Genomic DNA, 25,512 nt, shown 5'->3' on the forward strand with positions numbered 1-25,512 from the left:
CAGGCATAAGGTGTTGCGCAGGGCCCGAAGGCTTTGCGCACGTGCAGCGATCACCAACAGATGCCTTCGGTACGGTTGGCCGGTGAGGTGGCCTGGGCCATGAAACCGACCAGGTCAATGACCTGCTTGCCCTCTGGTACGTCCTGGGCGAGGGCGCGGAACTTCTCGTCGCGGTTGCCGAGGATGATCACATCGGAGTTGTTGATGACTTGATCGAAGTCCGAGTTGAGCAAGGACGAGATGTGGGGGATCTTCGATTCGATGTAGTCCTTGTTCGCCCCGTGGACGCGGGCATATTCGACGTTGCTGTCGTAGATGCTCAGGTGGTAGCCCTTGCCGATCAGCATTTCCGCCAGTTCCACCAGCGGGCTTTCGCGCAGGTCGTCGGTGCCGGCCTTGAAGCTCAGGCCAAGCAGGGCGACCTTGCGTTTATCGTGGCTTTCGATGATGTCGAAGGCGTTCTGCACCTGGGACTCATTGCTGCGCATCAGCGAGTTGAGCAGCGGCGCTTGCACGTCCAGGGCGCCGGCGCGGTAGGTCAGGGCGCGTACGTCCTTGGGCAGGCAGGAGCCGCCGAAGGCGAAGCCCGGGCGCATGTAGTACTGCGACAGGTTCAAGGCCTTGTCCTGGCAGACCACCTCCATCACGACACGGCCATCGACGCCGACGGCCTTGGCGATGTTGCCTATCTCGTTGGCGAAGGTCACTTTGGTCGCGTGCCAGACGTTGCAGGTGTACTTGATCATCTCGGCCACTTCGATGTCCTTGCGGATAATCGGCGCGTCGAGTTCTTCGTAGAGCGACTGCAGGACATCGCCGCTGGCGCTGTCGAGCTGGCCGATAACGGTCATCGGCGGGAAGTCGTAGTCCTTGATCGCGGTGCTTTCACGCAGGAATTCAGGGTTGACCGCAACGCCGAAGTCGACGCCGGCTTTTTTGCCCGAGTAGTCTTCCAGAATCGGGATCACCACGTTTTTCACGGTGCCGGGCAACACGGTACTGCGCACCACGATGGTGTGGCGGGTGGTTTTGTCACGCAGGACGAAACCGATCTCGCGGCACACCGATTCGATGTAGTTGAGTTCCAGGTCGCCGTTCTTTTTGCTGGGCGTGCCGACGCAGAGCATCGACAGATCGGTGTCGCGAATGGCGGCGGCAAAGTCGGTGGTTCCGCGCAGACGGCCGCTCTTGATGCCCTGTTCCAGAAGTGCTTCAAGACCCGGTTCAACAATGGGCGATTTACCGTTGTTGATCAGGTTGATCTTGGCCTTGGAAATATCCACGCCCACTACTTCATGACCCCGTGCAGACAAACAACCGGCGCAGACTGCACCCACATAACCCAAACCAAAAATGCTGATACGCATCGCATTCACCTCATGTGTTTATCACGCTGGCTCAAAACAATAAGAGCCAGGTTGGATTAAATAGCCAGCAGTGTTCGGGCGCGCGGAAGTATGACGGTTTAATGTCAAAGTACCGCGTGCAGGCGGAATAGGTTCCGAGTGCCTAAGCAGTGTGCACTCAAGTTCTACGCAACTTGTCCTTGTTGTGGTGGCATGCCCTTGGATATAGCGGGTCTTGAAGGCAGAGCGCTTAACTGCTCAGGTCCAATAACGTTTGATCACCTTGCCGCTTGGTTGTTGGAAGTCTGTTCTCGGTTTCTGAGACAGCGCCCATGTATAGGTCGCCCTTGGCTGGAACTTTTGAGGGAGAAGTTTCATCGATGAGCGGTGAGTTCATGGTCAACTTCCTTGAATCAAAAAGCGCTGGCGCAACGGCTTAGTTAGCGAAGTGACTTTATGCTCCGGCTGTGCAGGTTTGGCAACCTGTCAGAAATACTAGGGGGGGTCTGAAGTAGTCATATATTTCTGGCTGACTTCAGGCCTTGCTGCGTCTCAAAACGGCATATAAATCAAAGACGATCAGTGCCAGATGTTCGCGTGCCCTGCACGACAGTGCCCTCGCCGGATCGTTGGCTGGAGGATGACGAAGAGCTGGCCTGCGGTTGCGGGGTGGCGCGGCACACGCCGGGGCACCCGCCAGGTTCCATGAGTTTCTGGTTTGCCGAGTCTAAGCCGTGCGAGCATGATTCAGACTGCTGACAAACCCAAATCCACCTGCTGGATTCGATTAGGAGCCCGGCTTGCCCCAATGCCAGTCAGTTAAGGACCGGAACACAAGACGTCCATGTGGAGCGGACCTGGCTGGGCTGTGAAGCAGACCCCCAGGGCCGCTACGCGCCCCATCGCGGTCAGGCCGGAACGCCGGACCGCCGCTCCTGCATCTGAATTGCGGTTCGGCCTTAGCGCGGGCCGAGTATTTCGCCCAGGAGCTCCGGCTGCGGCGCCCCTTGCTGCTGTTGCAACTTCCCGGCCTTGTCGAGGTAGAAGATCGACGGGGTCGCCGACTGCCCCATTTCCTCCATCAGTGCCAGGTTGGCGGCGAGCTTGTTGCCGATGTCGTCGGGGATCTTGCTCAAGGGTTTCAGGCCGCTGCTCTTGCCGGCCTTTTCATGTTGCTCCAGGGTTTTCTCCGGGTTTTTGCTGGCCAGCATGGCCGCGGCCTTGGCGGCGCTGTCTTCGCGAATGATGCCGACCATGATGTGCCGCAACTGCACCTTGCCGGAGGTGACCCAGGGTCGGGCCTGCTCCCAGAACAGATTGCAGTAGGGGCAATTGGCATCGCTGAACAGATAGATGATGCGGGGTGCATCCGCCTTGCCGTCGGCGATCCAGGTCGATTGTTCCATTTTTCCCCACCACTCCTTGGCCATCGGTGCGTAGACCAGCTTGTCCAGCGGCGCCTGGCTGAGGTCGTCGCCCTTGGCATCGAGCAGGGTACCGATCAACACGTGCTGGCCGTCGGCGGTGAGGTACAGCGCCATTGCCCGGCCCTGGTATTGCGCGGCATAGCCGTGCAGGCCACCGGGTGCATCGAAGTTGCCGAGGATGCGAACCCCCTTGGCCTCGATGGCCTTGATCGGCGCCGGCAGCTCCTCGGCCAACAGCAGCGGGGTGTGCAGCAGGACAGCGCCGAGCACAAGGGGGATCAATGGTTTCATGGAACGCTCCTGACAGCAGTGGCGGCGTCGGCCGGGGCGGGCTCGAAGGCTTCGAGCGCACGCGTGAGGCTGGCGCGCGAAAGTTCGCCCAGATGGCTGCCCAGCAGGCGGCCATCGGCGGTGTAGAACAGTGTAGTGGGCAACGCCGATGAGCCCACGAGCTGGCCCAACTGGCCACTGCCGTCGAACAGCACGTGGTTGAGGTCCAGCCCGGCGGTGGCCAGAAAGGTCATGACGCTGCGGGGCGACTCGCCCTGGTTGACGAACAGGAACACCACGTCCGGGCGTTCCTTCTGGGCCTGGTGCAGCACCGGCATCTCCCGTCGACACGGCGGGCACCAGGTCGCCCAGAGGTTGATGACCAGAGGCTTGCCGCTGTAGCGCGACAGCGGCACCGAATAGCCGGCAGCGTCGCGCAGGCTGATGGCGGGCAGGCGGGTGCTGCGCTCATACAGCTGGCTGGAAAAACTCGCCAACACCCAGAACAACAGGCCGCTGGCCACCGCCCAGCCCAGCGGGCGGCGCAGGGGCTGTCGGCGCCAGCCGGTCCAGAATGCCCCGATGACCACGGCGGCCACGCCCGGGACGGCCAGAAAGCCACCGTCGCGAATGTCGATGACCTGGAACAGGTCATCGCGGTATTGCGCCCAATAGCGGAGCACAAAGCCCACTCGCGCGGCCACGAACCCGAGCAGAAACAGGCTGAACAGCGTCGACTCCGGATTCTCCCCGCCACGCCGGGCCACCCGCCAGCCCACCAGCGTGGCAATGCCCAGCGCCAGCAGCAGGAGCAGGTGGTGAAGCGCCAGGGTGAACGGGCCGAGGTTCAGTGTCAGCATCAGGCGTGGGTCCTTGCGGGCAAAAGGGTGCCGAAGTGTCAGAGCATGGCCGCTGTGGATTAATCCGCCATTAACAGGGCGCATCGGTCGGCCCGAGTCTTCAGGGCGGAAGATTCGCGGCATAATTGCGCCTTAATCCCGCTCTGGTCTGCTGGAGCTTTTTCATCGAGCCCGATCATGCACGTATTGCTTTGCGAAGACGACGAGTTGATTGCCAGTGGCATTGTTGCCGGCCTGACTGCCCAGGGCCTGACCGTCGACCGGGTGGCCACCGCCAGCGCCGCCCGGGCGCTGCTCAAGGCCGCGCATTTCGATGTGCTGGTGCTGGACCTCGGCCTGCCCGACGAAGACGGCCTGAAACTGCTGCAGCGCCTGCGTCAGGAAGGTGAGAGCCTGCCTGTGCTGATTCTCACTGCCCGCGACACCGTCACCGACCGGGTCGACGGCTTGCAGGCCGGCGCCGATGACTATCTGCTCAAGCCCTTCGACCTGCGTGAGCTCAGTGCTCGGCTGCACACCTTGTTGCGTCGCGTGGCCGGGCGCTGCGTGAACCTGATCGAGCATGGTCCGTTGAGTTTCGATCCCAGCCGCCGCGAAGCCTTCCTGCAAGGCCAGCCGGTGGACTTGTCGCGGCGTGAGCAGGCCTTGCTCCAGGCGCTGTTGCAAAGCCGTGGCCGGGTACTGTCCAGCGAGCAACTCAAAGACAGCGTCTACGGCTTTGGCGACGAAGTCGAAAGCAACGCCCTGAACGTGCATATCCATCACCTGCGCCGCAAGCTGGGCAACGGCATTGTCGAGACGGTACGTGGCCTGGGTTATCGACTGGGCCCGGCGCAGGCGCCGACTGGCCTGTCGGAGCAGGCCGGCCAATGAGTTTGCGCCTGCGATTGAGCCTGATCCTGGGCACGGCCTTTGTGGTGATCTGGGCGCTGGCGGCGGCCTGGATGCTGCGCGACCTGCGCCAGCAAATGATGTTTTCCCTCGACCAGCGCCTGGTGGCGTCGGCGCGCATGGTCGCCGGGCTCATCGATCAGCTGCCCCAGCCCCTGGCTGCCCAGGGCGAGGCGGCCCGCTTCAGCGCCGATCAACTGAGCATTCCCGACGGCATGGCCTGCCAGGTCAGCTCCTTGCGTGGGGAGATCCTGGCCCGCAGCCACAACAGCAACGACCAGCCGCTGGACGACCAGCGCAGCGGTTTCCACGACCAGATGATTGACGGCGCCCGCTGGCGCAGCTTCACCTTTGCTCGCGGTGATATCCGCATCACCACCGCCGACCGCCACGAAGAACGCGAGGCGCTCAATCGCTCGATCCTGCTGGCCGCTTCCGCACCGGTGCTGATGGCCTTGCTCGGCAGCCTCGGCCTGTTGTGGCTGGGGGTCGGCAAGGGCCTGGCACCGCTCAACCGCATGCGCGATGCCCTGCGCAAGCGCAGCCCGGATTCGCTCGAGCCGCTGCAGGTGCGAGCCTTGCCCAGTGAGCTGCAGCCCTTGCTGGAAACCCAGAACCAGCTGCTTTTGCGCATCGGCCGAACCATCGAGCGCGAGCGCCGTTTGACCGGGGACGCCGCCCATGAGCTGCGAAGCCCGCTGACGGCCATCAAGACCCACCTGCAAGTGGCTCGCATGACCAGCGGTGCCCCTCGCGAGCAGGCCCTGGCCCATGCCGAGGAGGGGGCCGACCGGCTGCACCGCACCCTTGAGCAATTGTTGTTGCTGGCGCGTGTCGAGGGCAGTCTGTCCTTCGATGATGGTGCGCTGTGCAGCGCCGGGCAAGTGGCGCGCCTGGCCATTCAGGATGCCAGCCCCGGTGACCGCGAGCGGGTCCGCCTGCAACTGGCCGCAGAGGTCGAGGGCTTGAGCCTGGACATGCCGGCGACCCTGGCCATTGCCGCACTGCGCAATCTGCTCGACAACGCCCTGCGCCATACCGCCGTCGACATCCAGGTAGAACTCTACGTCCACAGCCATGGCGACGGCGTGCGCTTTGAGGTGCGCGACCATGGCCCGGGGATTCCCGCACAGGACCTTCCATACCTGACCCAGCGTTTCTGGCGCAAAAGCCACAGCGCCGGCTGCGGCCTTGGCCTGGCGATCGTGCAGGCGATTGTCCAGCGCTGCGGTTGCACGCTTGAGTTCGACAGCCGTGCCGATGGTTTGCGGGTGCAGTTGCAGGTGCCACTGCGAGCCGGGCCCGCACAAGAAATGTAACGGCGCCTCGGTCGCCTTCGCCGCTGCCTCACGCTAGGGTTCGTGTCGCCCGCAAGGGCAATTCGAACCCTGAAGTGAGGTAGCGAGATATGGATATCCCGATACAAGTTTGTGCAGCTGGCCCCGCCGACGCCGGCATCATCAGTCGGATTATCGAGCGCTCGATCAGAACCGGTTGCGCCATTGATCACCGTAACGACCCAGCTACGGTCCAGGCCTGGATGCGCAATCAAACCGTCGACGACATTCAGCGCTGGGCAACAGACAGCGAACTGCACTTGCGCCTGGGCCTGTTGCACGGCAAGCCGGTCGCTGTCGGGCTGGCCATGCCCGATGGTCAGATTCGCATGTGCTATGTGCAGCCCGAGTGCTTTCGCCGAGGGGTGGGCCGGGCGGTGATGAACGACCTCGAAAGCTGCCTTGCGCAACAGGGTTGCTGCCGCGCATCGCTCTACAGCACCGCGACGGGCCTGGCGTTCTATCGCCATCTGGGTTATCGCAGCACGGGCGGCGCCATTCGCTTTGCTGGGTTGTCATTGATCCCGATGTTCAAGCGGCTCTGACCCTCCCTGTAAAAAACCTGGTGACAAGCGACCTTGGGTGTAAATCCGGGGGGCTGCTGATGCGTTTTCCAAGCATGAAAATCCGGGGCGGCCTGCGTTTAGCGTGGCGCGCCCTCGGGATTTTTGCCCGACTTACCCACTGTAGGAACCGGGCTGCCCCAATGCCGGTCAGTTAAGGACCGAGCACAGACGTCCATGTAGGAGCGGACCTGGCCGCGATGGGCCGCGCAGCGGCCCCTGAGGCCATTGGCATCTGCGATTGAGCCCGCGATTGCAGGTGATTTCAGAATCGCCGGGGCCGCTTCGCAGCCCATCGCGGCCAGGTCCGCTCCTACAAGGGTTGCGTCGCTCTATGCCTTAACTGACCGGCATTGGGGCTTGCCCGCGATAAGGACGCCGCGGTTTTACAGGTATTGCGCGTCATCGTTCATCGCAGGCAAGCCTTGCTCCTACAGTGAGGGTCGTGGGGCACAGCGTTTGTCTTTAAGACATCAACCCGCAAACGTCAGGCTAACCCCCAACGACTCCAGCGCCTTCCAGTACCCCGGGTAAGTCTTGCCGACACACTTCGGGTCCTGAATCCGCACACCCGCCACTTTCAGCCCCGCCAGCGCAAAGCACATGGCAATCCGGTGGTCGGCATGGGTGTCGATCAGCGCATCGGTTGTCGTGCCCGCCAGCGCCGGGTCAGACGCCACCAGCAAATCATCGATCTCGACGGTGGCCAACCCCGCACGAATGGCGTTCAAGCCGTCGTGCAAGGCCTGTACCCGGTCGCACTCCTTGACCCGCAAGTTGGCCAGGCCCACGAAGCGCACCGGCGTTTCGTTGAAGGCGGCCAGTACGGCCAGGGTCGGGATCGCGTCTTGCATTTGCGAGCCGTCGATCACCGCTGGCATGCGCGGGAAGCTGGCGATCACTTCCCAGGCCTTGGCGTCGGGTTGGGTGAAGTCTTTCGCGGCAACATCCAGGTCGATACGGCCCTGGGTCAGGGCTTCGGCCGCCCACAGATAGGTGGCTGCCGAGGCATCGGGTTCGATCAGGTAATCATTGGCGCGGTAGCCGCTGGCGGCGACGGTCCAGGTGCCTTTCTGCGACACGTCGATGCTGGCACCGAAGGCGCGCATGCAGGCCAGGGTCAGGTCGACATAGCCACGGGCGCCGATCTGGTCGCCGGTCAGGGCAACCTCCACCGGGTTTTCACCGCAGGCGGCGAGCATCAGCAGGGCCGAGACGTACTGGCTCGACAGGCCGCCGTCGATTTCAAAGCGGGTCGCTGCGACCTTGCCGTTGCCCTGGATACGGACGGGCGGGCAGCCGGTCGGGCAGTCGACGTTGATGCCATTGGCACGCAAGGTGTCGAGCAGGGGCCCGATCGGGCGCTTGCGCATGTACTCGTCACCATCGACGGTGACGCTGCCATCCACGGTAGTCACGGCGGCAGTCAGAAAGCGCACGGCGGTGCCGGCGTTGCCGAGGAACAGCGGGCCTTGCGGCGCGTTCAGGTGGCCGGCGCTGGTGACGATAAAGGTGGTGTCGTCCGGCTCTTCGATGGTCACGCCCATTTGCCGCAGCGCAACGGACATGTGCCGGGTATCGTCGCTTTTCAGCGCGCCCTTCAGGCGGCTGGTGCCCTTGGCCAGGGCCGCGAGCAGCAGCGCGCGGTTGGTGATCGATTTCGAGCCGGGTGGGATCACACGGCCCTTCAACGGGAGTGTCGTTGGCGTGACGGTGACGGTCTGCTGCGCGGTCATGGGGCGAATCTCCAACAGTAAAGCGTGGGCCGGCGGCTCGGGCCGGGCCCGCAGGTGGGGAGGCGGTTCAGGCGCAGAAGGGTACTCGCCTTGGGTTTTGTCGTGCTACCGGAAAATCGCACTTTTTTGGGTTCTTCGCGCAACTGCGAGATAACTGGTCTGTTTCTGGCTCTGGCTCTGGCTCTGGCTTTGATCTTCCGTGCGCAAAAAGTCCAGACACCGCGGATCGTCCCTTCAGAAGGAAGGCGGGTAGGCTGCGGCACGTTCATCAGCTCGCTGTCCGAGCGGCTGCCCCGGGAGTAAGCTAGATAGGACTGTTGTATCCAATCATCGGTTCTATGCAGTGTTTAAAGATGTCGACTTGATTTCACGCATTTTTCAACAACTATAAAGAACAGACCCCATCGCTGGGGAGCATTGCCAACAGCCTGCAGTCCATAAAAGGCGTTGTACTGGTCAAGGAGTGTCCCTCACATTTACTGCCTTGGTCATTGATGATGCCGAACAAATCCATGCGAATCCTGATCGCCGACGAGCATCTGGTGCAGGTCATGCAGATCGAAAAAATGCTCAATCAAATGGGCTATTACCGCATTGCGCCGGTGAAGTCCTTCGAGCAGTTGCTCAAGCTGATTCAAAGCGCCCTCGAACCCTTCCATCTACTGATCGCCAACACTGACCTTGCCACCCACGCCGGCGTCGACATGGAGCGTTTCTGCCGGGGTAACCCGCAGATTCGCCACGCCTTGTTGTATGAGACGCAAATCCTGCATATCCCGATGGTGCCGCCTGCCCAGCGCAAGGCAGTCAATGTCTGCCTGCCAAGACTGCCGGACAACGACGCGCTGAAAAATTTCATGGACATCGTCGATGCACCGCAGGTGCTGGCCGAGCTGCCCTTGAATCTCCCCCGGGCCCGCCCCAAAAGCCGTATAGATCGCCTGGATACAGTGTTTTCACGCCGCTAGACAAGGGATTTCCATAGTTGGCGTACCGGTAACAGGTGCACCGTCATTTTGCTATGCTGCGACCCTTCGACGCGCACCCAGATGCGCCGCCTGTTCATCAATGCGGATGCCCTTATGACTGCCTCTGATCCCGCGCGCCCGATCCGCCTGTCGCGCAGTGACCACAAAACCCTCGGCCTGGCTGCGTTGGGGGGCGCGCTGGAAATCTACGATTTCATTATTTTCGTGTTCTTCGCGCTGACCCTGAGCCAACTGTTCTTTCCGCCCGAGATGCCTGAGTGGCTGCGTCTGCTGCAAAGTTTCGGGATTTTCGTCACCGGCTACCTGGCCCGGCCGCTGGGCGGGATCGTGATGGCGCATTTCGCCGACCACCTGGGGCGCAAGAAAGTCTTTAGCCTCAGTATTCTGATGATGGCGCTGCCGTGTCTGTTGATCGGGATAATGCCGACTTACGCTGATATCGGCTATGCCGCGCCGCTGGTCCTGCTCGGCTTGCGTATTTTGCAAGGGGCAGCGGTGGGCGGTGAGGTGCCGAGCGCCTGGGTGTTCGTTGCCGAGCACGCACCCCAGGGCCGCCGGGGCTATGCCCTGGGCTTCTTGCAGGCAGGGCTGACCTTTGGCTACCTGTTGGGGGCCTTGACCGCGACCCTGTTGGCGCAGTTGTTCACCCCGCAGGAAATTCTCGATTACGCCTGGCGCTACCCCTTTTTGCTGGGCGGCGTGTTTGGCGTGATTGGCGTCTGGCTGCGCCGCTGGTTGAGCGAGACGCCGGTATTCCTGGCCTTGCGCGAGCGCCGTGATGCCGTTGTCGAGCTACCCCTTCGCACGGTGTTGCGTGAACACCGCGCGGCATTATTGCCTGCAGCGCTGCTGACCTGCGTACTGACCTCCGCGGTGGTGGTGCTGGTGGTGATCACCCCGACCGTGATGCAAAAGCAGTTCGGCATCGATGCCGGGCATACGTTCGCCTTGAGCAGCATGGGCATTGTCTTTCTGAATATCGGCTGCGTGCTGGCCGGCTTGTTGGTAGACCGCATTGGCGCCTGGCGGGCGCTGGTCATCTATTGCCTGTTGCTGCCGCTGGGAATCGCCGGGTTGTACGCGAGCCTGATCGGCGGCTGGGGTTGGCCGGGGCTGGCCTATGCCGTGGCCGGGTTGGCGTGCGGTGTGGTCGGAGTGGTGCCGTCGGTGATGGTTGGCTTGTTCCCGGCCAAAATCCGCGTCTCGGGCATTTCGTTTACCTACAACATCGCCTATGCGCTGTGGGCCAGTACCACGCCGCTGTTGCTGATCGCGCTGATGCCGTGGAGCCCATGGGTATGCGTGGGCTATTGCCTGGTGATGGGGATGGTTGGGGTTGGGGTTGGGACGGCGATGGTGTTTGGCCGCAAGGCCGAGGTAAGCCTGGGAAGAGTTGCGGTGACCGAACTGTAGGAGCTGGCGGTCCGGCGTTCCGGCTTGCCCGCGATAAGGACGCCGCGATTTTACAGGTATTGCGCGTCATCGTTCATCGCGGGCAAGCCCGGCTCCTACAGGTTCAATGCCTCCACTTGGAGGCTGTGATACAAGAAGCGGACGTCGTTTACATATTCGGGTAAGTCGGCCCACCTGCGCCTTCCGGCGTGACCCAAGTGATGTTCTGCGCCGGGTCCTTGATGTCGCAGGTCTTGCAGTGCACGCAGTTCTGGGCGTTGATCTGGAAGCGCTTGCTACCGTCTTCCTGAGTGACCACTTCATACACGCCCGCCGGGCAGTAACGCTGGGCCGGCTCGTCGTACAGCGGCAGGTTCTGGTTGATCGGGATGCTCGCATCGGCCAGCTTCAGGTGGCACGGCTGCTCTTCTTCATGGTTGGTGTTGGAGAGGAACACCGAGCTCAGCTTGTCGAAGCTCAGCTTGCCATCGGGTTTCGGGTAGTCGATTTTCTTCGAGTCCGCCGCAAGCTTCAGGCAGGCGTAGTCCGGCTTGGTGTCACGCAGGGTGAACGGGATCTTGCCACCGAACAGATTCTGGTCGAGCCAGTTGAAACCACCGCCGATGATCGGGCCGAACTTGTGGATTGCCGGGCCGAAGTTGCGGCTGGCGAACAGTTCTTCATAGACCCAGCTGGCCTTGAACGCCTCGACGTAGCCGGTCAGTTCGTCACCGCCTTCCTTGCCGGCCAGCAGCGCGTCGGCGACCGCTTCGGCGGCGAGCATGCCGGATTTCATGGCGGTGTGGCTGCCCTTGATCTTGGCGAAGTTCAGGGTGCCCAGGTCGCAACCGATCAGCGCGCCACCCTTGAAGACCATTTTCGGCAGCGAGTTCAGGCCGCCCTTGCTGATGGCGCGGGCGCCGTAGCTGATGCGTTTGCCGCCTTCCAGGTACTGCTTGAACACCGGGTGGTGCTTCAGGCGCTGGAATTCGTCGAACGGCGACAGGTAAGGGTTAGCGTAGGACAAGTCAACGATCAGGCCGACCACCACCTGGTTGTTTTCCAGGTGATAGAGGAACGAGCCACCGGTGTTCTCGGTGCCCATGATGTCCAGCGGCCAGCCGGCGGTGTGGACCACCAGGCCTTGCTGGTGCTTGGCCGGGTCGACTTCCCAGATTTCTTTGAGGCCAATGCCGTAGTGCTGGGCGTCGGCGTCGCTGTCGAGATTGAAGCGCTTGATCAGTTGCTTGCCGATATGGCCACGGCAGCCTTCGGCGAACAGGGTGTACTTGCCGCGCAGTTCCATGCCCGGGGTGTACAGGCCTTCCTTGGGGTTGCCTTCGCGGTCGACACCCAGGTCGCCGGTGATGATCCCGCGGACCACGCCGTTCTCGTCGAACAGCGCTTCCTGGGCGGCGAAGCCCGGGTAGATTTCCACGCCCAGGTTCTCGGCTTGCTGGGCCAGCCAGCGGCACAGGTTGCCCAGCGAGATGATGTAGTTGCCTTCGTTGTGCATGGTCTTGGGCACAAACAGGTCAGGCACCTTGATGGCACCTTCGGCATTCTTGAGGACGAAGATGTCGTCGCGTTTGACTTCGGTGTTCAGCGGCGCGCCGAGCGCTTTCCAGTCCGGGAACAGCTCGTTCAGGGCGCGCGGCTCGAACACGGCACCGGAGAGGATGTGGGCGCCGACTTCGGAGCCTTTCTCGACCACGCAGACGCTGATTTCGTTACCGGCTTCGGCGGCCTTCTGCTTCAGTCGGCAGGCGGCGGACAGGCCCGCCGGACCTGCGCCGACGATGACCACGTCGAATTCCATGTATTCGCGTTCCACAGGTTCTCTCCTACTCAAGGCTCATCAGTTTTTCTAGTTAGAGGGGTCGGCTGGCGCTTCGGGCAGGCCGTGGCGCTGTAGCAGGCGCACAAACGGACTACACAGCTTTGTCTTAGACCGCGCATTATATCTACACCACTCGGGTGGTCCAATACAAACGTTTGTTTGAATTTGCTGAAGGCCAGTAAAATCAAAGATAGGCGGCTAATGACTGGCCAGTTTGCCGTATTGACCGGATTGGGTGTTCCGGTCAAGATACGGTCGGTTTTGCGCTCGCCGTAGGCTGACCGTCGGATGCAGGAGCACCCCTAAAGACCAGCGAAAGCAGTGCAGATAGGCCAGATCCGGCTTTGTAGTGGAGTTTACACGCCGCGACAACGGATGACTCAGTGGTTTTGCCTTTATAGGTCAAAACAAGACTGGCAAGTCAGGCTAAATCTGCGCCCCTGCCATCGTTTTTAGAGGTGCCCTTGTGCCCACGAGCATCGCCGGGTCCGTCCAGGCGACAATCTTTTCACCGGAGAGTAACGAGGAATCCATGAAGGTTCTTGTAGCTGTCAAACGAGTGGTCGACTATAACGTCAAGGTTCGCGTCAAAGCGGACAACTCCGGCGTCGACCTTGCTAACGTCAAGATGTCCATGAACCCCTTCTGCGAAATCGCCGTAGAAGAAGCCGTCCGCCTGAAAGAGAAAGGTGTGGCGAGCGAGATCGTCGTCGTTACCGTCGGCCCTGCCACTGCGCAGGAACAACTGCGTACCGCACTGGCACTGGGTGCTGACCGCGCCGTGCTGGTCGAGTCCGCCGAGGAACTGACTTCCCTGGCCGTGGCCAAGCTGCTCAAGGCCGTGGTCGACAAGGAACAGCCTCAGCTGGTGATCCTTGGCAAACAAGCCATCGACAGCGACAACAACCAGACCGGCCAGATGCTGGCGGCGCTGAGCGGTTACGCCCAGGGTACTTTCGCCTCCAAGGTGGAAATTGCTGGCGACAAGGTCAACGTGACCCGCGAAGTCGACGGCGGCCTGCAGACTGTTTCGCTGAACCTGCCGGCGATCGTCACCACCGACCTGCGTCTGAACGAGCCACGCTACGCTTCCTTGCCCAACATCATGAAGGCCAAGAAAAAGCCGCTGGAAACCGTCACCCCGGATGCGCTGGGCGTTTCTACCGCCTCCACCAACAAGACCCTGAAAGTTGAAGCCCCGGCTGCTCGCAGCGCTGGCATCAAGGTCAAGTCGGTTGCAGAACTGGTCGAGAAACTGAAGAACGAAGCGAAGGTAATCTAAATGACTATCCTGGTTATCGCTGAACACGAAAACGGTGCCGTTGCCCCGGCTACCCTGAACACTGTCGCTGCCGCTGCCAAGATCGGCGGTGATGTGCACGTCCTGGTTGCTGGCGCAGGCGTCGGTGGCGTGGCCGAAGCCGCTGCGAAAATCGCTGGCGTCGCCAAGGTCCTGGTCGCTGACAACGCCGCCTACGCCCACCAGCTGCCGGAAAACGTTGCGCCGCTGATCGCTGCTCTCGCTCAAGAAGCAGGGGGTGCTGCTTACAGCCACATCCTCGCGCCGGCCACCTCCAACGGCAAAAACATCCTGCCACGCGTGGCCGCTCAACTGGACGTCGACCAGATCTCCGAGATCATCTCGGTAGAATCGGCCGACACCTTCAAGCGTCCGATCTACGCCGGTAACGCCATTGCCACCGTGCAATCCACTGCGGCCATCAAGGTCATCACCGTGCGTGCCACCGGCTTCGACGCCGTTGCCGCCGAAGGGGGTTCGGCTGCGATTGAAGCCGTTGCGGCTGCGCACGACGCAGGCAAGTCGTCCTTTGTTGGCGAAGAGCTGGCCAAGTCCGATCGCCCGGAACTGACCGCTGCCAAGATCGTCGTTTCCGGCGGTCGCGGCATGCAGAACGGGGACAACTTCAAACACCTGTACGCCCTGGCCGACAAGCTGGGCGCTGCCGTTGGCGCTTCTCGTGCCGCGGTTGACGCAGGCTTCGTACCGAACGACATGCAGGTCGGCCAGACCGGCAAGATCGTCGCGCCACAGCTGTACATCGCCGTCGGTATCTCCGGCGCGATCCAGCACCTGGCCGGTATGAAAGACTCCAAAGTGATCGTGGCGATCAACAAGGATGAAGAGGCACCGATCTTCCAGGTGGCCGATTACGGCCTGGTAGCGGACCTGTTCGAAGCTATCCCTGAGTTGGAGAAGCTGGTCTAATCCGGCGGCTTCACTTATAAAGAGCCCGGTCAGTTGATCGGGCTTTTTTTTTTGGGTGGCCTGTTTTTTTGTAAGGGACCTCAAGGGACATAAAGGGAGAGGAGTGCATGGGACGGCTTGGCCGGATCAAGGCGGTGACCCTGTTGGGCGCACTGTTACTACCATCGCTGGCATTGGCGGTCGGCAAATGCGAACGCCTGGTTGCCACCGGTAGCCCGGACGCACCACCTTACTTGTGGCAGGACCCGAAGGACCCGCGCCACCTGATCGGCGCCAATGCTGACCTGTTGACCCAAGTGGCCAGTGAGTTGGGTATAAAGATCGAGATCCTCTACGGCGGCAAGCGCAGCGATGCCCAGGAAGAGGTGCGCAGCGGTCGCATGGACCTGCTGGTGGATGCGCCGCTGCTGGTTGATCAATTGGGCTCGATGGACTTTATTCATCCGGCACTGGTGCAGAATGATTACCTGGTCTGGACCCGGCACGACTCAGCGCTGGCGTACCACAGCCTTGCCGATTTGCACGGGTATGCAGGCGCCGTGTCCCAGCGTGCGCGATTGACTCCTGCTTTTCAGGTCGTGGCCAACGAGCACCTCAAACTTGAAAAGACCGAGAATCTGACTCAGGCATTTCAGAAGCTGGTACTGGGTCAGGTCGAGTATGTGCTCGCCGGCCGTTACGCAGGCCTGGCTTACAGCCAGAGCCTGGGCATGGGAGGCGACCTGGTGTCGCGCGAGTTGCCCGTCGACCGCCCGGGGTTGTATCTGGCTGTGTCCCATAATTCGGCCTGCAACGATCCGTGGTTACGCGGACAGCTGGCAAAAAAGATGACAGAATTGCCGGTCTCAGGCCAAACCGAAGCTGTACTGCAACGCAATGTCGAGCGTTGGAAAGCGCAGATGCAGTCACCGCTCGACGCCCCTAAACAGTAGGAAGACTTTGTGAGAATCCAATCGCTATTCGCCGCCGTGGCGATGCTGGCCCTGGCGGGCTGCGCCAACGACCCGGCGCCCACTGAGCAGATCCGCCTGACCGAGCAGGCGCTCGAGCAGGCCAAGGCTGTCGGCGCCACCGAAGAAGTGCCGGAACTCAAGACTGCTGATGGAAAGTTCGAGCGCGCCCGTGCCGACATGATCAGCCAGGATTTCAAGGATGCACGCATGAAGGCCGAGCAGGCTGAGCTGGATGCGCGACTTGCCGAGGCGCGAGTGTTGACCTCCAAGAGCCAGGAGCAACTGACTGTGCTTCAGGCGCGTATCAAGCGCCTGCACAAACAGTTGGGGGAACAACAGTGATGCTGATCAGACCCAAGGCTTGCACTGTCATGTTGCTGGCGGCCATCGGCCTGACCGGTTGCGCCAGCCAGCGCACCGAGACGGCGTTGCAACAGGCAACCGAAAGTTTCCAGGCGGTGAAGGAAGATTCCAACGTGTTGCGCAGCGCGCCGCGTGATGTCATCCGCGCCGGAGAATCGCTGGCCCGCGCCGATCGCCTGTCCAGTTACTGGGGCACCGGTACCGATGTTCGTCATTACGCCTATTTGAGCCAGCGCTACAGCGAGATCGCTCGGGAGCACAGCCAACTGGTGCTTAATCAGGAACGCCTGACCAAGCTCGAACTCGAACGTCAGCGCCTGCAGTTGGCCTTGCGAGAGGCCAAGCTCGCCAGCGTTCAGCAGCAAGGCAAGTGGCTGGAAGAACAAATCACCAGCCTGGCCAACAACGAGGCTGACCGTGGCCTGGTGTTGACCTTGGGTGATGTGCTGTTTGACACCGGCGAAGCGGATTTGAAAACCTCGGCCAACCGCACCGTGCTCAAGCTGGTGCAGTTTCTGCAGCTGAACCCCAGGCGTGTGCTGCGCATCGAGGGCTATACCGACAGCACCGGCAGCAAGCAGGACAACCTGCAATTGTCGAAGGCACGGGCGCAATCGGTGGCCGACATGCTGGTTGACCTGGGCGTCGACGAAAAGCGCATCCAGGTTGAAGGCTATGGCGATGAGTACCCGATCGAGGTCAATGCCTCCGAGCGGGGGCGAGCAAAAAACCGTCGGGTAGAGATTGTCTTCTCCGATGACAAGGGTCAGCTCGGCGCCGCCCGCGAATAAAGCAGGCACACCCCCCTGTAGGAGCTGGGCTTGCCCGCGAATGGCTTCACTGCGTTCGTCAGGCAAATCGCGGCGAGGCCATTCGCGGGCAAGCCCGGCTCCTGCAGGGGCAGGCATAAAAAGCCTGGTTTTCGAAAGAAGGCCGGGCTTTTTCATGCTCGCGCGAGGGCTTTTGTGCATTTTGTCGACCGCGCACGGTAACGTGTGTCACAAGACTGTATTGTCGACTATTCTGGCAACTGTCCCAGTACACTTCTGAACTGTTACGGTAGTCTTGCTGAAAATAATGAGATCGCCTGCAAGCCGAGAGCTGTGATGACCAATCTCCTGCTATACCAACGTATCGCCCAGCAGTTGGCCGAAGACATTCGCCGCGGGGTCTATCAACCCGGCGAGCGCGTGCCGTCCGTTCGTAAAATGAGCTCGCAGCTCAATGTCAGCCATGCGACCGTCTTGCAGGCGTATGCCAACCTCGAAGACCAGGGGCTGATACGGGCTCGGCCACAATCGGGCTACTACGTTCACCAGACACCTGCACTGACGGCGCCAACGCCCGATATCGCGCGGGTCGAGCGACCGGGGTTGGTCACCCGCAGCAGCATCATTCAGCAAGTACTGGTCGAGTCGCGCCGCGAGGGCGTGTTCCCCCTCGGTGCGGCTGTGCCACACGTGGACTATTTACCGGTTCGGGCCTTGCACCAGCAATTGGCAAAAGTGACCCGCTTCCACAGTCCGCGGGCCTTCAGTTACATGTTCAGCCCAGGCTTCGAGCCGCTGCGCCGCCAGGTCGCGATTCGCATGCGTGATGCCGGCGTGGTGGTCGATCCGTCGGAAGTGGTGATCACCCACGGCTGCGTGGATGCCTTGCAGATGTCGTTGCGCGTTCTGACTCGTCCGGGTGACCTGATCGCGGCAGAATCACCGACTTATTATGGCTTGCTGCAACTGGCCGATTTGTTGGGCCTGAAAGTCATCGAGATCCCGAGCGACCCCGCCACCGGTATCAGTCTTGAAGCACTGCAGCTGGCCGCCAACCAGTGGTCGATCAAGGCGCTGGTGCTGACTACGCGGTTGAGCAATCCGTTGGGCGGTACCATGCCCGAAGAGCGGCAAAAGCAATTGCTGCGCCTGGCATCGGACTTCGATATTCAGATCGTTGAAGACGATATCTATGGCGAATTGATGTTCGAGCAGGGCAAGACCAAGGCGCTCAAGGCGCACGATCGGCTGGGGCGGGTGATTTATTGCTCGAGCTTTTCCAAGACCTTGTCGCCAGGTGTGCGAATCGGCTGGATGATCGCGGGTAAATTTCAGGCAGAAATCCAGCGTCTACAGACCTTTTCCACTCATTCGGCATGCAGTGTCACGCAAATGGGTGTGGCAGCCTATCTGGAGAACGGCGGCTATGACCGCCATCTGCGTTACATCCGTCAGGAATACCGCAAGAATCTGAGTGCCTATCAGCTGGCGGTTCAGCAATATTTCCCTGAGGGGACACAAATGACCCGGCCAACCGGCGGGTTTATCCTGTGGGTCAGTTTGCCCGGGCGGGTCAATACTCAGGATCTGCATGTCAGGGCGCTGGAGCAAGGCATCAGTATCGCGCCAGGCCTGATCTTCAGTAATACAGAGCAGTTCAACCACTGCATTCGGCTTAACTGTGGCATTCCGTGGAATCGCGAGGCGGAAAGGGCCTTGATGACCCTCGGGATGCTGGCCAGCCAGCTGTGCCAGGAGTCCGCCCAGGGTTTGTATTAATGAAGAAAGATTAAAAGGGCAGGGCGCGGGCTTGTCAGTCTTGTTCCGAGCGAGGAGCATAGTCTTCTATTCCCTCACTGCCTCTGTCCATGAAAGCTTCTTGTCTTATCTGTCTTGTGGTGTTCAGTCTGGCTGCTCCGCTCGTCGGCAACACGGTTTCTGTGGCCGCTGAGCGGGAAGCGCCCGCGCAGGCTGTACAAGCGCCCAAGGAAAAGCCTGCGCCACAGAAATCAAAGCCGGCCGAGCCTGCAAAAAAACCTCAAGCCAAGGCCGCGAGCGCTGACAAAGCGCCCGCCAAGGGGCCTGCAGTCAAAACAGCTGCGCGCAAAAAGGCCGACGCCGTGCCTGAAACCAATATTGACCTGACCTTACCCCCGGAAATGGTCAAAGAGCTGGAGCCGGCTTCAAAGATTGATGACACCGTGCTCAAGCCGCTGTTGCCAGCGATGTTTGGCGATAGCGTGAAAACCGAGGAAAGCCAGTTTCAGCTCAACGGTCGCTTGCTCAGCAATGAGCTGCAGCTGCAGTTGCGCAATGATTTCCAGAGGGAAGTCGAGGGTGCGGCGCTGGAATTCGAGTTCAAGCGGTAGCCTGCAAATAAACGTGGATGACCCGTTAGTCACTCCGATGCGCCAATTTCAAACGGCTGTTTTAGCGGGTACTATCCTGATTCCCATCATCACCTGGATTTGAAAAGAGGTCCTGACGTCATGAAATGCCGAGAAGGCTGTGGCGCCTGCTGCATTGCCCCTTCCATCAGTTCGCCGATCCCTGGCATGCCCAACGGCAAGCCGGCCGGAGAGCGTTGCCTGCAATTGTCGGTCGACAATTTATGTCAACTGTTCGGTCGCCCTGAAAGGCCCGCCGTGTGTGGTGCTTTCGATGCAGACCCTGAGGTGTGTGGCAACAGTCGGGAGGAGGCGATCACGATGCTGGGGTGGTGGGAGCAGGCGACAGCCGTGGCCTGATCGAACTGATCTTCGACAATAAGGAATACAAAATGGGATCGCTGCATCGAGTTGCTGTTGTTGCTGGGTTGAGTGCCTTTCTGATGAGTGGCGCCTTTGCCGATGAGTGGCAGGTGGCCAAGGATCAGGATGGCATCAAGGTTTCGCTCAGTGACGTGGCTGGCTCCAAGTACAAGGCCTACCGTGGTGTTACGTTGATCAAGGCCAGCGTTGCCGAGCTCAAGAAGATTCAGGAAGACGTTTCCGGTTCATGCGCCTGGATTCATGAATGCAAGCAGCAAAAGTTGCTCAAGCAGGAAGGCGATCAAAGTTGGACTTATACCCAGTTCAGCACCCCTTGGCCGGTGACCCCGCGCGATTCGGTGCTGCACGTGACCACACGTCAGGATGCTGACGGTAGCCTGACCCGCAAACTGGAAGGTGTACCCACCTATATTCCTGAGGAAAAAAGCTTTGTGCGGGTCGCTAAAGTGGAGGGATTCTGGAAGTTGATCCCCAAAGGTGATCAAACCGAAGTCACGTATCAGGTCCATACCGAGCCAGGTGGCAGTGTGCCCTCGATGATTGCGAACAAATTTGTAGTGGATGCACCTTTCAACACATTGAAAGGACTGAAAGAAAAGGCAGAAAAGCCATAACAGTTACTTGAGATTGTTTTTTTTCTGAACTGTACTGGCTGTAAATTGAAGTTTTCACCCATAAAAAAAGCTGCCCGGGGCAGCTTTTTTATGTTCGGCTCTGCAGGCAGGGCTTACTTGCGATCTTCCAGGTTAGGAATGTCGCGCTGCTCATAGCCGGTGTACAGCTGGCGTGGACGGCCAATCTTGTACGGGCTGGAGAGCATTTCTTTCCAGTGGGAGATCCAGCCGACGGTCCGCGCCAGGGCGAAGATCACGGTGAACATGCTGGTTGGAATGCCGATTGCCTTCAGAATGATGCCCGAGTAGAAGTCGACGTTCGGGTACAGCGAGCGCTCGATGAAGTACGGGTCGGTCAGGGCGATCTCTTCCAGGCGCATGGCCAGTTCCAGCTGTGGATCGTTCGTGATGCCCAGCTCGCGCAGCACTTCGTCACAGGTCTGTTTCATGACGGTGGCGCGTGGGTCGCGGTTTTTGTACACGCGATGACCGAAGCCCATCAGTTTGAACGGATCGTTCTTGTCCTTGGCCTTGGCGATGTAGGTGTCGATGTTCGAGACATCGCCGATTTCATCGAGCATGGTCAAGACCGCTTCGTTGGCGCCGCCGTGGGCAGGGCCCCACAGTGCAGCGATACCGGCGGCGATACAGGCGAACGGGTTGGCGCCCGAAGAACCCGCCAGACGAACGGTGGAGGTCGATGCGTTCTGCTCGTGGTCGGCATGGAGGATGAAGATCCGGTCCATGGCCTTGGCGAGCACCGGGCTGATCGGTTTGATCTCGCACGGGGTGTTGAACATCATGTGCAGGAAGTTTTCCGCGTATGTCAGGTCGTTGCGCGGGTACATCATGGGTTGGCCCATGGAGTACTTGTAAACCATCGCTGCCAGGGTCGGCATCTTGGCAACCAGGCGGACCGCGGAGATTTCGCGATGCTGCGGGTTTTTGATGTCCAGGGAGTCATGGTAGAACGCCGACAGGGCGCCGACCACGCCGCACATGACTGCCATCGGGTGGGCGTCGCGGCGGAAGCCGTTGAAGAAGGACTTCAACTGCTCGTGAACCATGGTGTGGTTTTTCACGGTGCTGACGAACTGGGCCTTCTGCTCTGCATTCGGCAGTTCGCCGTTCAGCAGCAGGTAGCAGGTTTCCAGGTAGTCGGATTGTTCGGCGAGTTGCTCGATCGGGTAGCCGCGGTGCAGCAGGACACCATTGTCGCCGTCGATGTAGGTGATCTTCGACTCGCACGAAGCGGTCGCCATGAAACCGGGGTCGAAAGTGAAGCGGCCCGTGGCCCCCAGCCCTCTAACGTCGATAACATCGGGACCAACGGTGCCGGTTAAAATGGGCAGCTCGACGGGGGCAGTGCCCTCGATGATCAACTGCGCTTTTTTGTCAGCCATGTGGCCTCCTATTAATGCTTGATATCATCTGACAGACCCCCCACGCAGGGCCCGCACCACTATAGTGAGATAAATTCGAAAGTCAATTTGCTTAAAGTAGGGGTGGATCAGGCCCCGAGCGTTGTTTTTCCTCGAAAATCCCTGCCATTTACGCCTTTTGTTCCACTAACGCAATCAGCTATTTGGGGTAGGCCTTTGCGTTGTCATTAGTAGCCTAACTGTCTATACTCGGCACCCGACCGCCAGGGGCTTGCAAGCCCGTCTTTCTGGGGGTCGCACTCCGTGGGTGGTGGGTACCTGACCAGTGCACTTCCCAACAACTTTGCCCTGCTTGCTAGGGGCTCTTCAGTGTGAAAAAAGCCGTGAAAAGCCAACGACCTGTAAACCTAGACCTAAGGACCATCAAACTCCCTGTCACTGCTTACACGTCCATTCTTCACCGTATCTCCGGTGTCATTCTCTTCCTGGGCATTGCCATCATGCTTTACGCATTGGGTAAATCCCTGGATTCCGAGGAAGGCTTCGGCGAGGTGAAGGCGTGTTTGACCAGTCCGCTGGCCAAGCTTGTGATTTGGGGCCTGCTGTCCGCCTTGCTGTATCACCTGGTGGCCGGTGTGCGCCATCTGATCATGGACATGGGCATCGGTGAGACGCTGGAAGGCGGCAAACTGGGCTCGAAAATTGTCATCGCCGTCTCCGTGGTGGCGATCGTTCTGGCGGGAGTCTGGATATGGTAACTAACGTCACGAACCTGTCGCGTTCGGGCCTCTATGACTGGATGGCGCAACGCGTTTCTGCGGTCGTTCTCGCGGCTTATTTCATCTTTCTGATCGGATACATCGTAGCCTACCCGGGCATCGAGTACGCCCAATGGCACGATCTGTTCTCCCATACCGGAATGCGCATTTTCAGTCTGCTGGCCCTGGTTGCCCTGGGTGCTCACGCCTGGGTCGGCATGTGGACCATCGCAACTGACTACCTGACGCCAATGGCGTTCGGCAAGTCGGCGACTGTCATCCGTTTCCTGTTCCAGGCTGTATGCGGCGTTGCGATGTTCGCGTACTTCGTCTGGGGTGTGCAGATTCTCTGGGGTATCTGATTCATGGCTAACATTCCAACGATTTCCTACGACGCCATCATCATTGGTGGTGGCGGCGCCGGCATGCGTGCCGCATTGCAGTTGGCCCAGGGCGGCCACAAGACTGCAGTGATCACCAAGGTATTCCCGACCCGTTCGCACACTGTGTCGGCCCAGGGCGGCATCACCTGCGCCATCGCGTCGGCAGACCCGAACGATGACTGGCGCTGGCACATGTACGATACCGTCAAGGGGTCCGACTACATCGGTGACCAGGACGCTATCGAATACATGTGTCAGGAAGGCCCGCAAGCGGTCTTCGAGCTGGATCACATGGGTCTGCCGTTCTCCCGTACCGAGCAGGGCCGTATCTACCAGCGTCCGTTCGGTGGCCAGTCCAAGGACTTCGGCAAGGGCGGCCAGGCTGCGCGTACCTGCGCTGCGTCCGACCGTACCGGTCACGCACTGCTGCACACCCTTTATCAGGGCAACCTGAAAGCCGGCACCACCTTCCTGAACGAGTGGTACGCGGTCGATCTGGTCAAGAACCAGGACGGCGCGTTCGTCGGTGTGATCGCCATCTGCATCGAAACCGGCGAAACCGTTTTCATCCGTTCCAAGGCCACTGTACTGGCCACCGGTGGTGCGGGTCGCATCTATTCGTCCACCACCAACGCCCTGATCAACACCGGTGACGGCGTTGGCATGGCCCTGCGTGCCGGCGTGCCGGTGCAGGACATCGAAATGTGGCAGTTCCACCCAACCGGCATCGCCGGCGCAGGTGTACTGGTGACCGAAGGTTGCCGTGGTGAGGGTGGTTATCTCATCAACAAGCACGGCGAGCGTTTCATGGAGCGTTATGCGCCCAACGCCAAAGACCTTGCCGGTCGTGACGTTGTGGCCCGTTCCATGGTTAAAGAGATCATCGCCGGTAACGGCTGTGGCCCGAATGGCGACCACGTGATGCTCAAGCTCGACCACCTGGGTGAAGAAGTCCTCCACAGCCGCCTGCCAGGCATCTGTGAGCTGTCCAAGACCTTCGCTCACGTTGACCCGGTTGTTGCGCCTGTTCCGGTTGTTCCGACTTGCCACTATATGATGGGCGGCGTTGCCACCAACATTCATGGCCAGGCAATCACTCAGGACGCCGACGGCGTCGACACCATCATCCCTGGCCTGTTCGCAGTGGGTGAAGTGGCGTGCGTATCGGTCCACGGTGCCAACCGCCTGGGCGGCAACTCGCTGCTCGACCTGGTGGTATTCGGCCGCGCTGCCGGCCTGCACCTGGAAAAAGCCCTGACCGAAGGCATCGAGTATCGCGACGCCAGCGACACTGACGTCGAAGTAGCCCTGAACCGCCTGAACAAGCTCAACGAGCGTACCAGCGGTGAAGACGTGGCAACCCTGCGTCGCGAACTGCAAAGCTGCATGCAGAACTACTTCGGTGTATTCCGTACCGGCGAATACATGCAGAAGGGTATTGCCCAGCTGGCCGGCCTGCGCGAGCGCATCGCCAACGTCAAGATCAACGACAAGTCCCAGGCGTTCAACACCGCACGTATCGAAGCACTGGAACTGCAGAACCTGCTGGAAGTGGCCGAAGCCACCGCCATCGCTGCAGAAGTGCGTAAAGAGTCCCGCGGCGCTCACGCCCGTGAAGACTTCGAAGACCGTGACGATGAAAACTGGCTGTGCCACACCCTGTACTTCCCGGGTGAGAAGCGCGTTGCCAAGCGTGGTGTTAACTTCTCGCCGAAAACCGTACCGGCTTTCGAGCCTAAAGTCCGGACTTACTAAGGGTGGCCGACATGTTGAAAGTCGAAGTTTATCGTTACAACCCGGACACGGACTCGGCGCCGAAAACCCAGGTATTCGACGTCGATACCGGCGGCAAGGACCTGATGGTTCTGGACGTGCTGGCCCTGATCAAAGAGCAGGACGAAGGCTTCTCCTATCGTCGCTCTTGCCGTGAAGGCGTTTGTGGTTCCGATGGCATGAACATCAACGGCAAAAACGGCCTGGCGTGCATCACGCCGCTGTCTTCTGTCGTCAAAGGTAACAAGTTGGTCGTCCGTCCGTTGCCGGGTTTGCCGGTAATTCGTGACCTGGTCGTCGATATGAGCATCTTCTACAAGCAGTACGAGAAGGTGAAGCCATTCCTGCAGAACGATACGCCGCCACCGGCCATCGAGCGTCTGCAATCGCCGGAAGAACGTGAAAAGCTGGATGGTCTGTACGAGTGCATCCTGTGCGCTTGCTGCTCGACTTCCTGCCCGTCGTTCTGGTGGAACCCCGACAAGTTCCTGGGTCCAGCTGCACTGCTGCAAGCGTATCGCTTCCTGGCAGACAGCCGTGACAACAAGACCGAGGAACGTCTGGCTGCCCTGGATGACCCGTTCAGCGTATTCCGCTGCCGCGGAATCATGAACTGCGTGAACGTCTGCCCTAAAGGTCTGAACCCGACCAAGGCAATCGGCCACGTACGTAACATGTTGCTGCAAAGCGGTACCTGATTCTAAAAGTGTTGTACCCGTAGCACACCGACGTGCGGACCCTTGTCCGCACCGAGGTGCAACTCGAGCGAGGGCTCACAAAGCCCGAACTCTTACTTTCGAAGATATGAGACCAGCAGGGGCATCCGGGCTGGTACCCGGAAAATCCGCAGGACCTTGGTTAGTGGCT

The 25,512-nt window shown here is 60.2% G+C and carries 24 protein-coding genes and 1 pseudogene; 19 read left to right on the forward strand and 6 right to left on the reverse strand.

The window, feature by feature from the left end; translation table 11 throughout:
• Positions 1–50: 50 nt before the first annotated feature.
• Entirely contained in the window at positions 51–1,367 is a 1,317-nt protein-coding gene (locus GUY40_RS14985) for a nucleotide sugar dehydrogenase (protein ID WP_166569697.1), read from the reverse strand.
• 559 nt (positions 1,368–1,926) lie between these two features.
• Between GUY40_RS14985 and GUY40_RS14990 the strand changes: the two are divergent.
• A pseudogene (locus GUY40_RS14990) lies at positions 1,927–2,078 on the forward strand (MBL fold metallo-hydrolase); the annotation flags it as partial.
• Positions 2,079–2,305: 227 nt separating this feature from the next.
• On the opposite strand, the gene dsbG reads toward GUY40_RS14990, so the two are convergent.
• Together dsbG and GUY40_RS15000 are read right to left on the reverse strand one after the other, a co-directional pair.
• On the reverse strand, positions 2,306–3,064 hold the full coding sequence (gene dsbG, locus GUY40_RS14995; protein WP_166569698.1) for a thiol:disulfide interchange protein DsbG: 759 nt from the start codon (positions 3,062–3,064) through the stop codon (positions 2,306–2,308).
• Positions 3,061–3,903, reverse strand: coding sequence for a TlpA disulfide reductase family protein (locus GUY40_RS15000; protein ID WP_166569699.1), 843 nt, complete (start codon positions 3,901–3,903; stop codon positions 3,061–3,063). The genes dsbG and GUY40_RS15000 overlap by 4 nt, the downstream gene beginning before the upstream one ends.
• A 177-nt stretch (positions 3,904–4,080) precedes the next feature.
• Here GUY40_RS15000 and GUY40_RS15005 point away from each other — a divergent pair, with 177 nt between their 5' ends.
• The 3 genes from GUY40_RS15005 (at position 4,081) to GUY40_RS15015 (ending at position 6,676) form a co-directional block, all read left to right on the forward strand.
• Positions 4,081–4,776 (forward strand): response regulator, encoded by a 696-nt coding sequence (locus tag GUY40_RS15005; protein WP_166569700.1) that lies wholly within the window; start codon positions 4,081–4,083, stop codon positions 4,774–4,776.
• Positions 4,773–6,113, forward strand: a complete 1,341-nt coding sequence (locus GUY40_RS15010; protein ID WP_166569701.1) for an ATP-binding protein — start codon at positions 4,773–4,775, stop codon at positions 6,111–6,113. The genes GUY40_RS15005 and GUY40_RS15010 overlap by 4 nt, the downstream gene beginning before the upstream one ends.
• 89 nt (positions 6,114–6,202) lie before the next feature.
• Positions 6,203–6,676: an N-acetyltransferase gene (locus GUY40_RS15015; RefSeq protein ID WP_166569702.1), complete on the forward strand. Its 474-nt coding sequence runs from the start codon at positions 6,203–6,205 to the stop codon at positions 6,674–6,676.
• A gap of 491 nt (positions 6,677–7,167) precedes the next feature.
• Here GUY40_RS15015 and GUY40_RS15020 read toward each other — a convergent pair whose 3' ends face one another.
• A complete protein-coding gene (locus tag GUY40_RS15020; RefSeq protein WP_166569703.1) occupies positions 7,168–8,430 on the reverse strand; it encodes a 3-phosphoshikimate 1-carboxyvinyltransferase in 1,263 nt (420 codons plus the stop codon).
• A gap of 497 nt (positions 8,431–8,927) precedes the next feature.
• On the opposite strand from GUY40_RS15020, the gene GUY40_RS15025 reads away from it, so the two are divergent.
• Positions 8,928–9,398: a histidine kinase gene (locus GUY40_RS15025; protein ID WP_166569727.1), complete on the forward strand. Its 471-nt coding sequence runs from the start codon at positions 8,928–8,930 to the stop codon at positions 9,396–9,398.
• A gap of 114 nt (positions 9,399–9,512) precedes the next feature.
• A complete protein-coding gene (locus GUY40_RS15030) occupies positions 9,513–10,832 on the forward strand; it encodes an MFS transporter (RefSeq protein WP_166569704.1) in 1,320 nt (439 codons plus the stop codon).
• A gap of 148 nt (positions 10,833–10,980) precedes the next feature.
• Here the strand turns inward: GUY40_RS15030 and GUY40_RS15035 are convergent, their stop codons facing one another.
• Positions 10,981–12,645: an electron transfer flavoprotein-ubiquinone oxidoreductase gene (locus GUY40_RS15035; RefSeq protein ID WP_166569705.1), complete on the reverse strand. Its 1,665-nt coding sequence runs from the start codon at positions 12,643–12,645 to the stop codon at positions 10,981–10,983.
• 538 nt (positions 12,646–13,183) lie between these two features.
• Between GUY40_RS15035 and GUY40_RS15040 the strand changes: the two genes are divergently transcribed.
• The 9 genes from GUY40_RS15040 to GUY40_RS15080 all read left to right on the forward strand — a co-directional run bounded on the left by GUY40_RS15040 (position 13,184) and on the right by GUY40_RS15080 (position 20,349).
• Positions 13,184–13,933 (forward strand): electron transfer flavoprotein subunit beta/FixA family protein, encoded by a 750-nt coding sequence (locus GUY40_RS15040; RefSeq protein WP_166569706.1) that lies wholly within the window; start codon positions 13,184–13,186, stop codon positions 13,931–13,933.
• On the forward strand, positions 13,934–14,878 hold the full coding sequence (locus GUY40_RS15045) for an electron transfer flavoprotein subunit alpha/FixB family protein (RefSeq protein ID WP_166569707.1): 945 nt from the start codon (positions 13,934–13,936) through the stop codon (positions 14,876–14,878).
• 107 nt (positions 14,879–14,985) lie between these two features.
• Positions 14,986–15,810, forward strand: coding sequence for an ABC transporter substrate-binding protein (locus tag GUY40_RS15050; protein ID WP_166569708.1), 825 nt, complete (start codon positions 14,986–14,988; stop codon positions 15,808–15,810).
• A gap of 9 nt (positions 15,811–15,819) precedes the next feature.
• The gene (locus GUY40_RS15055) at positions 15,820–16,173 is read left to right on the forward strand and encodes a DUF4398 domain-containing protein (RefSeq protein ID WP_166569709.1); all 354 of its coding nucleotides are present in this window, start codon (positions 15,820–15,822) and stop codon (positions 16,171–16,173) included.
• Positions 16,173–16,985 carry an OmpA family protein gene (locus GUY40_RS15060; protein ID WP_166569710.1) on the forward strand — a complete coding sequence of 271 codons (813 nt, stop codon included), beginning with the start codon at positions 16,173–16,175 and terminating at the stop codon, positions 16,983–16,985. The genes GUY40_RS15055 and GUY40_RS15060 overlap by 1 nt, the downstream gene beginning before the upstream one ends.
• A gap of 315 nt (positions 16,986–17,300) precedes the next feature.
• Complete coding sequence (locus tag GUY40_RS15065; protein ID WP_166569711.1) at positions 17,301–18,743, forward strand: PLP-dependent aminotransferase family protein; 1,443 nt, start codon at positions 17,301–17,303, stop codon at positions 18,741–18,743.
• Between the two features lie 341 nt (positions 18,744–19,084).
• Complete coding sequence (locus tag GUY40_RS28340; protein WP_256675764.1) at positions 19,085–19,333, forward strand: hypothetical protein; 249 nt, start codon at positions 19,085–19,087, stop codon at positions 19,331–19,333.
• A gap of 120 nt (positions 19,334–19,453) precedes the next feature.
• Positions 19,454–19,711 carry a YkgJ family cysteine cluster protein gene (locus GUY40_RS15075; RefSeq protein WP_166569712.1) on the forward strand — a complete coding sequence of 86 codons (258 nt, stop codon included), beginning with the start codon at positions 19,454–19,456 and terminating at the stop codon, positions 19,709–19,711.
• 32 nt (positions 19,712–19,743) lie between these two features.
• On the forward strand, positions 19,744–20,349 hold the full coding sequence (locus GUY40_RS15080; protein WP_166569729.1) for an START domain-containing protein: 606 nt from the start codon (positions 19,744–19,746) through the stop codon (positions 20,347–20,349).
• Between the two features lie 113 nt (positions 20,350–20,462).
• On the opposite strand, the gene gltA is transcribed toward GUY40_RS15080, so the two are convergent.
• Positions 20,463–21,752: a citrate synthase gene (gene gltA, locus GUY40_RS15085; protein ID WP_166569713.1), complete on the reverse strand. Its 1,290-nt coding sequence runs from the start codon at positions 21,750–21,752 to the stop codon at positions 20,463–20,465.
• 350 nt (positions 21,753–22,102) lie between these two features.
• On the opposite strand from gltA, the gene sdhC reads away from it, so the two are divergent.
• The 4 genes from sdhC to GUY40_RS15105 are packed head-to-tail and all read left to right on the forward strand — an operon-like array spanning position 22,103 to position 25,343.
• Positions 22,103–22,489 carry a succinate dehydrogenase, cytochrome b556 subunit gene (gene sdhC / locus GUY40_RS15090; protein WP_371924816.1) on the forward strand — a complete coding sequence of 129 codons (387 nt, stop codon included), beginning with the start codon at positions 22,103–22,105 and terminating at the stop codon, positions 22,487–22,489.
• Positions 22,483–22,851, forward strand: a complete 369-nt coding sequence (gene sdhD / locus GUY40_RS15095; protein WP_166569714.1) for a succinate dehydrogenase, hydrophobic membrane anchor protein — start codon at positions 22,483–22,485, stop codon at positions 22,849–22,851. Before sdhC ends, sdhD begins: the two co-directional genes overlap by 7 nt.
• Before the next feature lie 3 nt (positions 22,852–22,854).
• Positions 22,855–24,627, forward strand: a complete 1,773-nt coding sequence (gene sdhA, locus GUY40_RS15100) for a succinate dehydrogenase flavoprotein subunit (protein ID WP_166569715.1) — start codon at positions 22,855–22,857, stop codon at positions 24,625–24,627.
• A gap of 11 nt (positions 24,628–24,638) precedes the next feature.
• Positions 24,639–25,343: a succinate dehydrogenase iron-sulfur subunit gene (locus GUY40_RS15105; protein ID WP_166569716.1), complete on the forward strand. Its 705-nt coding sequence runs from the start codon at positions 24,639–24,641 to the stop codon at positions 25,341–25,343.
• Positions 25,344–25,512 lie beyond the last annotated feature (169 nt).

The organism is Pseudomonas sp. R5(2019), assembly GCF_009905435.1.
GTDB lineage: Bacteria > Pseudomonadota > Gammaproteobacteria > Pseudomonadales > Pseudomonadaceae > Aquipseudomonas.

Bases quoted from the DNA above. Each gene is read 5' to 3' on its own strand.
- GUY40_RS14985 (WP_166569697.1), bottom strand. From the start codon at position 1,367: ATGCGTATCAGCATTTTTGGTTTGGGTTATGTGGGTGCAGTCTGCGCC.
- dsbG (WP_166569698.1), bottom strand. From the start codon at position 3,064: ATGAAACCATTGATCCCCCTTGTGCTCGGCGCTGTCCTGCTGCACACC.
- GUY40_RS15000 (WP_166569699.1), bottom strand. From the start codon at position 3,903: ATGCTGACACTGAACCTCGGCCCGTTCACCCTGGCGCTTCACCACCTG.
- GUY40_RS15005 (WP_166569700.1), top strand. From the start codon at position 4,081: ATGCACGTATTGCTTTGCGAAGACGACGAGTTGATTGCCAGTGGCATT.
- GUY40_RS15010 (WP_166569701.1), top strand. From the start codon at position 4,773: ATGAGTTTGCGCCTGCGATTGAGCCTGATCCTGGGCACGGCCTTTGTG.
- GUY40_RS15015 (WP_166569702.1), top strand. From the start codon at position 6,203: ATGGATATCCCGATACAAGTTTGTGCAGCTGGCCCCGCCGACGCCGGC.
- GUY40_RS15020 (WP_166569703.1), bottom strand. From the start codon at position 8,430: ATGACCGCGCAGCAGACCGTCACCGTCACGCCAACGACACTCCCGTTG.
- GUY40_RS15025 (WP_166569727.1), top strand. From the start codon at position 8,928: ATGCCGAACAAATCCATGCGAATCCTGATCGCCGACGAGCATCTGGTG.
- GUY40_RS15030 (WP_166569704.1), top strand. From the start codon at position 9,513: ATGACTGCCTCTGATCCCGCGCGCCCGATCCGCCTGTCGCGCAGTGAC.
- GUY40_RS15040 (WP_166569706.1), top strand. From the start codon at position 13,184: ATGAAGGTTCTTGTAGCTGTCAAACGAGTGGTCGACTATAACGTCAAG.
- GUY40_RS15045 (WP_166569707.1), top strand. From the start codon at position 13,934: ATGACTATCCTGGTTATCGCTGAACACGAAAACGGTGCCGTTGCCCCG.
- GUY40_RS15050 (WP_166569708.1), top strand. From the start codon at position 14,986: ATGGGACGGCTTGGCCGGATCAAGGCGGTGACCCTGTTGGGCGCACTG.
- GUY40_RS15060 (WP_166569710.1), top strand. From the start codon at position 16,173: ATGCTGATCAGACCCAAGGCTTGCACTGTCATGTTGCTGGCGGCCATC.
- GUY40_RS15065 (WP_166569711.1), top strand. From the start codon at position 17,301: ATGACCAATCTCCTGCTATACCAACGTATCGCCCAGCAGTTGGCCGAA.
- GUY40_RS15075 (WP_166569712.1), top strand. From the start codon at position 19,454: ATGAAATGCCGAGAAGGCTGTGGCGCCTGCTGCATTGCCCCTTCCATC.
- GUY40_RS15080 (WP_166569729.1), top strand. From the start codon at position 19,744: ATGGGATCGCTGCATCGAGTTGCTGTTGTTGCTGGGTTGAGTGCCTTT.
- gltA (WP_166569713.1), bottom strand. From the start codon at position 21,752: ATGGCTGACAAAAAAGCGCAGTTGATCATCGAGGGCACTGCCCCCGTC.
- sdhD (WP_166569714.1), top strand. From the start codon at position 22,483: ATGGTAACTAACGTCACGAACCTGTCGCGTTCGGGCCTCTATGACTGG.
- sdhA (WP_166569715.1), top strand. From the start codon at position 22,855: ATGGCTAACATTCCAACGATTTCCTACGACGCCATCATCATTGGTGGT.
- GUY40_RS15105 (WP_166569716.1), top strand. From the start codon at position 24,639: ATGTTGAAAGTCGAAGTTTATCGTTACAACCCGGACACGGACTCGGCG.